The 10,637-nt window shown below is 58.1% G+C and carries 9 protein-coding genes; 2 read left to right on the top strand and 7 right to left on the bottom strand.

Annotation, left to right across the window (positions count from 1 at the left end; genetic code table 11):
- Positions 1-244: 244 nt before the first annotated feature.
- From AC3ITY_RS11310 to AC3ITY_RS11340, 7 genes are all read right to left on the bottom strand, one after another.
- Entirely contained in the window at positions 245-1,153 is a 909-nt protein-coding gene (locus AC3ITY_RS11310; protein WP_489309116.1) for a MurR/RpiR family transcriptional regulator, read from the bottom strand.
- Positions 1,154-1,280: 127 nt separating this feature from the next.
- Complete coding sequence (locus AC3ITY_RS11315) at positions 1,281-2,045, bottom strand: ABC transporter ATP-binding protein (protein ID WP_223459424.1); 765 nt, start codon at positions 2,043-2,045, stop codon at positions 1,281-1,283.
- Between the two features lie 18 nt (positions 2,046-2,063).
- On the bottom strand, positions 2,064-3,176 hold the full coding sequence (locus AC3ITY_RS11320; protein ID WP_489309118.1) for a succinylglutamate desuccinylase/aspartoacylase family protein: 1,113 nt from the start codon (positions 3,174-3,176) through the stop codon (positions 2,064-2,066).
- Between the two features lie 8 nt (positions 3,177-3,184).
- Positions 3,185-3,883 (bottom strand): ABC transporter permease, encoded by a 699-nt coding sequence (locus tag AC3ITY_RS11325; protein WP_489309120.1) that lies wholly within the window; start codon positions 3,881-3,883, stop codon positions 3,185-3,187.
- Between the two features lie 14 nt (positions 3,884-3,897).
- Complete coding sequence (locus AC3ITY_RS11330; RefSeq protein ID WP_489309122.1) at positions 3,898-4,587, bottom strand: ABC transporter permease; 690 nt, start codon at positions 4,585-4,587, stop codon at positions 3,898-3,900.
- Positions 4,588-4,679: 92 nt separating this feature from the next.
- Positions 4,680-5,456 carry an ABC transporter substrate-binding protein gene (locus tag AC3ITY_RS11335; RefSeq protein WP_223459416.1) on the bottom strand — a complete coding sequence of 259 codons (777 nt, stop codon included), beginning with the start codon at positions 5,454-5,456 and terminating at the stop codon, positions 4,680-4,682.
- Between the two features lie 402 nt (positions 5,457-5,858).
- Positions 5,859-7,250 carry an aldehyde dehydrogenase family protein gene (locus tag AC3ITY_RS11340; protein WP_489309124.1) on the bottom strand — a complete coding sequence of 464 codons (1,392 nt, stop codon included), beginning with the start codon at positions 7,248-7,250 and terminating at the stop codon, positions 5,859-5,861.
- Between the two features lie 100 nt (positions 7,251-7,350).
- Between AC3ITY_RS11340 and ptrR the strand changes: the two genes are divergently transcribed.
- A complete protein-coding gene (ptrR, locus tag AC3ITY_RS11345; RefSeq protein WP_150715224.1) occupies positions 7,351-8,229 on the top strand; it encodes a putrescine utilization regulator PtrR in 879 nt (292 codons plus the stop codon).
- 77 nt (positions 8,230-8,306) lie between these two features.
- Positions 8,307-10,511, top strand: a complete 2,205-nt coding sequence (locus AC3ITY_RS11350; protein ID WP_489309127.1) for an OsmC domain/YcaO domain-containing protein — start codon at positions 8,307-8,309, stop codon at positions 10,509-10,511.
- Positions 10,512-10,637: the final 126 nt, after the last annotated feature.

A 10,637-nucleotide genomic window follows, 5' to 3' on the forward strand; every position in this document is an offset into this window, starting at 1 on the left:
TAAGTCGGTGGCCAGTCGTTTTTCTTCAGGACGATCCACATTCGAAGCGATGCAGACATGAGCATCACACCGCAGCAATTGCTGCAAATCTTCCCCCGTGGCCGGCGCCTGATCCGGTTTTTTGCGCCCACTCTAAACCCGCCTGTTCCCGATTTCAGCATGTTGTCGCCAGGCGCGTAGTCGTGCATGCACCGTGACATCAAGGAGTACGCAGTGCTACGGGGGCGACTCCCCCCAAGAAATATTACTTTTTCGTCGATTTACTGCTGGAAGGAATATGCAGGTAAGACATCACACTCTCGGTCAGCTCTGTCGCCAGCTTGACGGCTTCTTTATTGCGAGCCATCACACCCGCCACCAATCCTTCGATCAATGCGAGCACGGCGATGTTGGAGCTGGTCAATACTGGATGGTCGGCTGGGGCAAATAGCACGTGTTCGGCAATGCTGGTGAGCGGCGATGCGGGTGAGTCGGTGATTGCCAGCACCGAGGCGCCGCGCTCATTGGCAAAACGTGCGAGTTGCAGGGTGTCGAGGGAATAGCGCGGCAGGGAGATCGCCAGCAATACATCCTGATCGGTGATTGCGGCCAGACGGTAAGCGGCGTTTTCGTTGCCGCCTTCCATGCTGATGGCGGTGGCGTCCGCACAGAAGGGCATCAGGGTCGAGGCGGCCAGACCGGCGAAGTAGACGCTGTTGCCAAAGCCGAGGATGTAGATTTTACGCGCTTCGGTCAGGTGGGTGACGAACGCTTCAAAGGCATCTTCATGGTTGTTGGTCGCCGCCGTGGCGAGGTTGCTGCTGGCGCTCTGGATTTGCTCATGCAGGCCAAATGCGCCGCCCGGCCGATGTGCCAGTTCATTACGAAGCTTGTCGACCGGCGACACCATCTGCTGCAACGTTGCGACCAGCTCGGCCTTCATGCCGCTGTAACCACCGAGGTTCAGCGCTTTGGCCAGACGGTTGACGGCGGCGGGTGAGGTCAATGTTTCGTGAGCCATCTCCTCGATGGTCAGCGTCGCGGCTTTGAGCGGGTGACGCAGGATAAAGTCCGCCACCTTGCGCAGTGACGGCGGCAGTTCGGAAACGATTTCCGTCAGTTTGCGCATGACCGGCGCGGCATAGACAGTGGTGTCTTTCGATGGGGTTGGCATATCCGGCTCAACATTTCCTGAAGGTGAGAGAAGGGCTGTGCCTGATGCCCTGACAAGGTTGGCTGGAGTGTATCCGAAGCCAACCTTGTCAGGGCAACGCCGAGCAGTGGATTGGCGGGCGGCGCTCTTACTTCAAACTCCCGGCCAGAAACTGCTGGAGGCGTTCGGACCGCGGGTTGACCAACACTTCACGCGGATTGCCGCGCTCTTCGACCAGCCCCTTGTGCAGAAACACCAGTTGATTGGAAACCTCGCGGGCAAAGCCCATTTCGTGAGTCACCACCACCATGGTGCGACCTTCGAGTGCGAGATCCTGCATGACTTTAAGTACTTCGCCGACCAGCTCGGGGTCGAGTGCCGAAGTCGGTTCATCGAACAGCATCACTTCAGGTTCCATGGCCAGTGCACGGGCAATCGCCACGCGCTGCTGCTCACCACCGGACATATGCGCCGGCCAGGCGTCCATGCGATGCGCCACGCCGACTTTGTTCAGGTAGTGCTCGGCTTTTTCCCGGGCTTCTTTCTTGTTTATGCCCAGCACATGCACCGGAGCTTCCATGACGTTTTCAAGGGCGCTCATGTGCGACCAGAGGTTGAAGTGCTGAAACACCATCGATAGCCGCGAACGCATGCGCTGCAGCTGCCTGGGTTCGGCAGCCTTGAGCCCGCCGAGTTTATTGGTCACCAGTTTGAGCTGTTCGCCATTGAGTACGATGTTGCCAGCGTTGGGCTGCTCCAGCAGGTTGATGCAACGCAGGAAGGTGCTTTTACCAGAACCACTGGAGCCGATAATACTGATGACGTCACCGGCTTTCGCTTCCAGGGACACACCCTTGAGCACTTCGTGGGCGCCGTAGCTTTTGTGAAGATCCTGAATTTCAAGTTTGTACATGGTTTCAACTCTCTGGAGTCAGTCGCTGAGCAAGCGGCCTTGGCGAATGGCGGTACTGCCGGCCACTTTGGCCAGCCATAAACCGGGCTGGGCAAAGCGCAGACGTTCACGGGCATAAAGGATGCCGTCAGTGCTGGCGTGCACCACGCTGTGCTGATCGGTCAGCGGATCAATCACTTCGAAGAGTGGATCGCCGACCTTGACGTGGGCACCCAACGGTTGCAGATAACTGACCACCCCCGGGTGCGGCGCATAGGCATACTGCGCGCCGGCGAACGGTGTCGCTTCACAACGGCTCGGTGGCGCGGCAGGCCAGTCTCCGTTGATCAGGCCTTGCTCGGCGAGATAGCCGAGAATGGCTTGTGCACTGTCGACGCATTGCTCGCGCTCGGTGTCGGCCATGCCGCGCAATTCAATCGTGGTGGCCACGCACGCCAGCGGAATACTGGCTTGCGCAAAGCGCTCGGCCAGGTGCAGCCAGGGGATTGCGCAGGCTTCATCGAAGGCGTTGCCTCCCGCGGCCTCGGCCAGCAGGGCCACGCCAGCGCCGAGGCGGGCGGCCAATGAGCGCAAGCGTGGCCAGTTTTGCGGCATGGCATACAGCAGCATGATTGACTCGAAGTCGCAGTGCAGGTCCAGCACTACATCGGCATCACAGGCATGCTGCATCAACAGACGCCGCAAGCCATCGAGTTCCGATGTCGGTGTCGGCATGTTTGTGAGGGCATCGATCATGGCGCGGCGGATCAGTGCGATGTTGGCGTTGGCATCGTCGCCCAGTTGACCTTCCAGTTGCTGCGCCACAGCCTCGGCGAGCTCCGGGAAGTCGCGATTGAAGTTCTTCCCGCTGGAGAATTCAAAGCGCCCCTGATGGGTGGCTTGGAACATCTGGGCGATACCAATCGGATTGGCCATCGGCACCAGCTCGATCACTCCGCTCAGGCGACCTTGTTCTTCCAGTTCTTGCAGACGGCGCTTGAGTTCGACAGCGACGCGCATCCCCGGCAGCTCATCGGCATGCAGGGATGCCTGGATGTAGGCCTTGCGCGTCCCGCTGCCAAAACGAAACAGCGACAACTTTCGTTCTGTGCCCGATGCACTCCACGGCAAAAGGTATTGAATGTGCTTCATAAAGCTCCTTAGTGCTTGCGCGGTGCCAGATAGGCCAGCCAGCGGCGCTCGGCCAGCTTGAACAGACGAACCAGGATGAAGGTCAGGGCCAGGTAGATGAGGCCGGCAGTGATGAACGCCTCGAACGGCAGATAGAAACGCGAACTGACGGTTCGCGCGGCTCCGGTGATATCCACCAGCGTGACGATGGACGCCAGGCTGGTGGTCTGCAGCATCATCAGCACTTCGTTGCTGTACTGCGGCAGCGCCCGGCGCAAGGCCGACGGCAGGAGGATGCGGCGGTACAAGGTCAGGCGCGACATGCCCATGGCTTTGGCGGCTTCGATCTCGCCGTGGGCCGTGGCCTTCAAACTGCCGGCCAGGAGTTCCGCACTATAGGCGCTGGTATTGATTGCGAAAGCCAGGCAGGCACAAAAGGTTGCGCTGGACAGATAGGGCCAGAACGCGCTTTGGCGTACCGCTTCGAACTGCGCCAACCCGTAGTAGATCAGGAACAATTGCACCAGCATCGGGGTGCCGCGAATCACGTAGGTGTAAAGCCAGGCCGGGAAGTTGATCAGCGCTGATCGGGAAACGCGCATCAGCGCTATGGGAACCGCAAGCACCAGGCCGGCGGCCAAGGAAATCAGCAGCACCTTCAGGGTCACCCATGCGCCGTTGAAATACAGCGGCAGGTTTTCCCAGATCAGGTTGTAGTCGAGAATCATGGGTGTGCTCCTTGTCACAGTTCGGCGGCTTTGATGCCGACCGAGTAGTGTTTTTCCAGATAGCGCAGCACCAGCAATGACACGCTGGTGAGCATCAAGTAGAGCGCGGCAACCGCGAGGAAAAACGTGAACGGCTCATGGGTGGCGTCCGCTGCGTTTTTGGCTTTGAACATCATGTCCTGCAAACCGATCACCGAGATCAGCGCGGTGGATTTGGTCAGCACCAACCAGTTATTGGTGAACCCGGGAATGGCGAAACGGATCATCTGCGGCACCAGAATCCGCCAGAACACCTGGGTGCCATTCATGCCATAGGCCGCGCCAGCCTCGCCCTGACCTTTAGGGATCGCCATGAAGGCGCCACGAAAGGTTTCCGAGAGATAGGCACCGAAAATGAAACCCATGGTGCAGACGCCTGCGATGAAGGGATTGATGTCGATGTACTGGGTGTAACCGAGTGCGAGGGCAATGCGGTTCATCAGATCCTGGCCGCCGTAGAAGATCAGCAGGATCAACACCAGGTCAGGAATACCGCGAATCAGGGTTGTATAACCTTCGCCCAGGACCGCCAGCCATTTAAACGGCGACAAACGAAAGGCCGCGCCGATCAGTCCCAGGGAAATGGCCATGGTCATGGAGGTCAGGGCCAGATTAATGGTCAGCCAGGCGCCATCGAGAATGCTCGATCCGTAGCCGTGAAGCATGATGAAATTCCTCAAGCGAGCGCCGGGAGGCGCGCGAGACAAGCCAAAAGCGGCGCCCGCAAGGGGCCGGCGCCAGGGTTTCGGAGAAAGGCTTATTCGCCGTAGATATCGAAGGCGAAGTACTTGCCCATCACTTGCTGGTACTTGCCATTGGCGCGGATCGCGTCAATCGCTGCACTCAGGCGTGCAGCGTTCGCACTGTCGCCTTTTCGCACCGCGATCCCGGCGCCTCTGCCGAAGTATTTCGGATCGTTGATGTCTGGTCCGGCCAGCACGAAACCTTTACCTAATGGTGTTTTGATAAAGCTCTCATCGGTGTTGACGATGTCTGCAAGCGTGGCGTCCAGACGACCTGACGCCAGATCGAGGAAGGCTTCATTTTGCGAGGAGTAGCGCACCACCTCGACACCGGCTTTCTCAAGCTGCTCGGTGGCGAAACGGTCATAGGTCGAGGAGCGTTGCACGCCGAGTTTCTTGCCTTTGAGATCGACCAGCGGGTCGTTGATCACATTGCCGGACTTCATCGCGAACTTGCCCGGCGTGTGGTAGTACTTTTTGCTGAAATCGACCGACTTCATACGGTCTTCAGTGATCGACATCGACGACAGGACAGCATCGATCTTGCGCACTTTCAACGACGGGATCATGCCGTCGAATTCCTGGATGACCCACTCGCATTTGACCTTCATCTCTTCGCACAGCGCGTTGCCAATGTCGTAATCAAAGCCACTGACGTTGCCCTCTGGCGTCTTGAAGGAGAAGGGTGGGTAGGCGGCTTCGATACCGATACGCAGGCTGTCGTCGTCGGCGTGTGCCAGCAAGCTTGCGACGCACAGTGCCAGAGCACCTAGAAGTTCTGTCTTGTACATATTGTTGACTCCTTGGATGGGGCGTTTGGGTGGTAGGGAGGGCTGCCGTCCGGTCTGGCAATGTGGACTGTCCCGATGATTCACGAGGGTATAAATGACACAATAAAAATCATAAATCAATAAACGTGAAAAAAAACATATCAAAATGAGGCGGCATGCAGGGTACTGGTGGACAGTAACTCCACCTATGCCACCGAACCTTTGAACAAAAAACGGGCGCCGATAAGGCGCCCGTTTTTTCATTCCGGTATCAAGGTTTTTGCGCTGTCGGGATAAGCTCACACTGGATTCTGGTCCAGCCCGGCATACCTGTCGTTCAGTGCAACTATAAGAAAATGCCAGCCAGGCTGAGCTCCGGGGAAGCAGTAGGAAACTGAGCCAGTTCGCAGTACTGCACTGTCCTTAGCGCCGATCCAGCCAAACCGTTTGTGCATTACAGAATTCGCGCACCCCGAAATGCGAGAGCTCCCGGCCAAAGCCACTCTTCTTCACGCCACCAAAACTGACACGCGGATCGCTGGCGCTATAGCCGTTGATGAACACGCCGCCGGTTTCAAGTTCGCCTGCCATCTGCCGGGCGAGTTCGGCATTGCGCGTGTAGAGGGTGGCGGTGAGACCGAATTCACTGTCATTGGCCAGCGCCAGCGCATGGGCTGCGTCTCGGGCCGTGATGATTGAAGCCACAGGCCCGAACAACTCCTGTTTGAATGATGTCATCTGATCGGTCACGTCGCCGAGTACGGTGGGCTCATAGTAATTGCCGGGGCCTTCAGCCTTCTTTCCACCCATCAACAGCGTCGCGCCTTCTTCCAGTGTGTCGCGCACCTGTTGATCCAGTTCGTCGCGCAGATCGAAGCGAGCCATCGGGCCGATATAGGTGGTGGCAGCCAGTGGATCACCGACAACCAGTTGTTGGGTAGCCTCGACAAATTTGCGGGTAAATTCCTCGACAATGCCTTGCTCGACAATCAGGCGTTTGGCAGCGGCGCAGACTTGTCCGGTGTTTTGATAGCGCCCGATCACGGCAGCTTTCACCGCCTCATCGAGGTCCGCGTCGTCGAGCACGATAAATGGATCGGAGCCACCCAGTTCCAATACACATTTTTTCAGTGCTGCTCCGGCCTGAGCACCGATGGCCATGCCCGCCCGCACGCTGCCGGTGAGGGTGACGGCCGCGATGCGTGGATCGGCGATCGCCCTGGATACACCTTCCGGGGTGACGTTGATGACCTCGAAAACACCTTCGGGGAAGTCCGCTTGTCTGAATGCGTCCAGCAGCAGGTAGGCGCTGCCCATGACGTTTGGCGCGTGCTTGAGCACGTAGGTATTGCCGGCGAGCAACGTGGGGACCGCGCCACGCAGGACTTGCCAGATGGGGAAGTTCCACGGCATCACGGCGAGAATCGGGCCGAGGGGGCGATATTCGATGTGTGCCTTGCCGCCTTCCACCAGGGTCGGTTCCGGGCTCAGCATGGCGGGGCCGTGTTCGGCGTACCACTGGCAGAGCTGCGCACATTTTTCAATTTCACCGCGGGCCTGGGCAATCGGCTTACCCATTTCCTGGGTGATCATGTTCGCCATGGCCTCTGCATTGTTGCGCAAGGCCTGGCCGAGGTTGATCAAAAGCTGCGCGCGCTGTTCAACCGGCTTGCTGCGCCAGGCGCGAAACCCGGTAGCGGCCCGCGTCAGCGCGACCTGTAATGCCGAATCGGATTCGAAAGGGTAATGGCCGATCTGCTCGCCCGTGGTCGGGTTGATCGAAATGGCATGGGTAAGGCTGGATACGTTGGTCATGGCACCGTCCTGCGAGGTAGGAATGTGCTCAGGTTATGGGGCTATATGTTTTCTGGAAACTGAATAATACTGAGCATAACGTTCACGTTTGGAGAATGACTTGGATCTGGTTCAGCTCGAAATCTTCAAGGCTGTCGCCGAGCACGGCAGCATCAGCGTGGCTGCCCAACATATCCATCGGGTGCCATCGAATCTCACCACCAGAATCAAGCAGCTTGAGCTGGACCTGGGTGTGGACCTGTTTATCCGCGAGAAGAGTCGCCTGCGCTTGTCGCCGGCCGGCTGGAGCTTTCTGGATTACGCTCGACGTATTCTCGACCTGGTGCAGGAGGCGCGCGCGACAGTGGCGGGTGAAGAACCCCAGGGAGCCTTCGCCCTGGGTTCGCTGGAAAGTACTGCGGCGGTACGCATTCCAGAGCTATTGGCCGCCTATAACCAGAAGCACGCCAAGGTCGAACTGGACCTGTCCACCGGGCCCTCCGGGACCATGATCGATGGGGTGCTGTCGGGGCGGCTGGCCGCTGCATTTGTCGATGGTCCGGTGCTGCATCCGGCGCTGGAGGGCGTGCCTGCATTCGAGGAGGAAATGGTCTTGATCGCACCGCTCAACCATGAGCCAATTCATCGGGCCAAGGATGTGAATGGCGAAAACATCTATGCCTTCCGCTCCAACTGCTCCTATCGCCATCATTTCGAAAGCTGGTTCGCCAATGGTGCGGCGGTGCCCGGCAAGATTTTCGAAATGGAGTCCTATCACGGCATGCTGGCCTGTGTCAGCGCCGGTGCCGGCCTGGCGTTGATGCCCCGCAGCATGCTCGAAAGCATGCCTGGGTGCACGACGGTCAGCGTCTGGCCGTTGTCGGAGTCGTTCCGCTATCTGCGCACCTGGCTGGTGTGGCGTAGGGGGACGGTGTCGCAGAGCCTGACGATGTTTGTGCGTTTGCTTGAGGAGCGCGGTGTGGTGTTGATCGATAAATAGTGGAAAGTTAACGGTCTGTGCTGAAAAACAGGATAATGGCGGCCAAATCGTTTAGCTCGTTATTCTGGTAATCACGCATGGAAATCAAGGTCAACTTTCTCGACAACCTTCGACTTGAAGCCAAGTTCGACGACTTCACGGTGATTGCCGATCAACCCATTCGCTACAAGGGCGATGGCTCGGCACCGGGGCCGTTCGATTACTTCCTGGCTTCGTCGGCGTTGTGTGCGGCGTACTTCGTGAAGTTGTATTGCGAAACTCGCAATATCCCCACCGAAAATATCCGCCTGTCGCAGAACAACATTGTTGATCCGGAAAACCGCTACAACCAGATTTTCAAGATTCAGGTCGAATTGCCGGCGGACATCTCCGCCAAGGATCGTCAGGGGATCTTGCGCTCCATCGACCGTTGTACGGTAAAGAAGGTGGTGCAAACCGGGCCCGAGTTTGTGATTGAAGAGGTCGAAAACCTCGACGCCGATGCCCAGGCGTTGCTGATGCCGCACTCGACTGGCGAAGCGGGCACCTACATTGTGGGCAAGGACCTGCCGCTGGAGCAAACCATCGCCAACATGTCGGGCATCCTGGCCGACCTGGGCATGAAGATTGAAATCGCTTCGTGGCGCAATATCGTTCCCAATGTGTGGTCGCTGCACATCCGCGATGCGCACTCGCCGATGTGTTTTACCAACGGCAAGGGCGCGACCAAGGAAGGTGCGCTGGCATCGGCGCTGGGCGAGTTTATCGAGCGCCTCAACTGCAACTTCTTCTACAACGACCAGTTCTGGGGCGAGGACATCGCCAATGCGGCCTTTGTGCATTACCCGGACGAGCGCTGGTTCAAGCCGGGCCCGAAGGACGAACTGCCGACTGAAATCCTCGACGAGTACTGCCTGAAGGTTTACGACCGGGATGGCGAGTTGCGTGGCTCGCATCTGTACGACACCAACTCCGGCAACACCCAGCGCGGCATTTGTTCACTGCCGTTTGTGCGCCAGTCGGACAATGAGGTGGTGTACTTCCCGTCCAACCTGATCGAAAACCTGTTCCTGAGCAATGGCATGAGCGCCGGCAACACGCTGGCCGAAGCTCAGGTGCAGTGCCTGTCGGAGATCTTCGAGCGCGCGGTCAAACGCGAAATCCTCGAAGGCGAAATGGCCCTGCCGGATGTGCCGCAGGAAGTACTGGCGAAATACCCGGGCATTCTGGCCGGTATCCAGGCCCTGGAAGAGCAGGGCTTCCCGGTGCTGGTCAAGGATGCATCGCTGGGCGGGGAGTTCCCGGTGATGTGCGTCACCTTGATGAACCCGCGTACCGGTGGCGTGTTTGCCTCGTTCGGCGCGCACCCAAGCCTGGAAGTGGCGCTGGAGCGCAGCCTGACGGAACTGCTGCAAGGCCGCAGTTTCGAAGGCCTGAACGATCTGCCTCAGCCGACCTTCGAAGGTCAGGCGGTGACTGAGCCGAACAACTTCGTCGAGCACTTCATCGATTCCAGCGGTGTGGTCTCGTGGCGCTTCTTCAGTGCCAAGCCGGATTTCGAATTCGTTGAGTGGGATTTCTCCGGTCACGGCGAAAATTCCAATGCCGAAGAGGCCGCGACCTTGTTCGGCATTCTCGAAGACATGGGCAAAGAAGTGTACATGGCGGTCTATGAGCACATCGGCGCCAAGGCCTGCCGCATTCTGGTGCCGGATTACTCGGAAATTTATCCGGTAGAAGATTTGATCTGGGATAACACCAACAAAGCGCTGCAGTTCCGCGCCGACATCCTGAACCTGCACAGCCTGAGCAAGGTCGGCCTGAGATCGCTGGCCCAGGGTTTGGAAAGCAGCGAGCTGGATGATTACACCGACATCACCACCTTGATCGGCATCGAGTTCGACGACAATACGCCATGGGGCAAGTTGACGATCCTGGAGCTGAGGCTGCTGATTTATCTCGCCTTGCAGAAGTTTGATCAGGCCAAGGATCTGGTGGAAGCCTTCTTGCAATACAACGACAACACCGTCGAGCGCGGCTTGTTTTATCAGGCCGTGAACGTCGTGCTGGAAATGCAGTTGGACGATGATCTGGAACTGAGCGACTACGAGGTCAACTTCCGCCGGATGTTCGGCAACGAGCGGATGGACGCGGCGATAGGGTCCGTGGATGGTAGCGTGCGTTTCTATGGTCTGACGCCGACGAGCATGAAACTGGAAGGGCTCGACAGGCACCTTCGCCTGATCGACAGCTACAAAAAGCTGCACATGGCGCGGGCGAGGGTGGCGGCTTTGTCCAGCTGATAGTGATAACAAAAAAGCACCTTGGGTGCTTTTTTGTTTTTTGGCGGTCGGCTAATCGTCTGTACGCGGTGGTCCCACTTTTTGGCTATGACATGGGCTGTGGCTGCCTATGAGGAAGCTCTTCTA

The organism is Pseudomonas sp. GL_091, from assembly GCF_057837725.1.

Bases quoted from the DNA above. Each gene is read 5' to 3' on its own strand.
- AC3ITY_RS11310 (WP_489309116.1), bottom strand. From the start codon at position 1,153: ATGCCAACCCCATCGAAAGACACCACTGTCTATGCCGCGCCGGTCATG.
- AC3ITY_RS11315 (WP_223459424.1), bottom strand. From the start codon at position 2,045: ATGTACAAACTTGAAATTCAGGATCTTCACAAAAGCTACGGCGCCCAC.
- AC3ITY_RS11320 (WP_489309118.1), bottom strand. From the start codon at position 3,176: ATGAAGCACATTCAATACCTTTTGCCGTGGAGTGCATCGGGCACAGAA.
- AC3ITY_RS11325 (WP_489309120.1), bottom strand. From the start codon at position 3,883: ATGATTCTCGACTACAACCTGATCTGGGAAAACCTGCCGCTGTATTTC.
- AC3ITY_RS11330 (WP_489309122.1), bottom strand. From the start codon at position 4,587: ATGCTTCACGGCTACGGATCGAGCATTCTCGATGGCGCCTGGCTGACC.
- AC3ITY_RS11335 (WP_223459416.1), bottom strand. From the start codon at position 5,456: ATGTACAAGACAGAACTTCTAGGTGCTCTGGCACTGTGCGTCGCAAGC.
- AC3ITY_RS11340 (WP_489309124.1), bottom strand. From the start codon at position 7,250: ATGACCAACGTATCCAGCCTTACCCATGCCATTTCGATCAACCCGACC.
- AC3ITY_RS11350 (WP_489309127.1), top strand. From the start codon at position 8,307: ATGGAAATCAAGGTCAACTTTCTCGACAACCTTCGACTTGAAGCCAAG.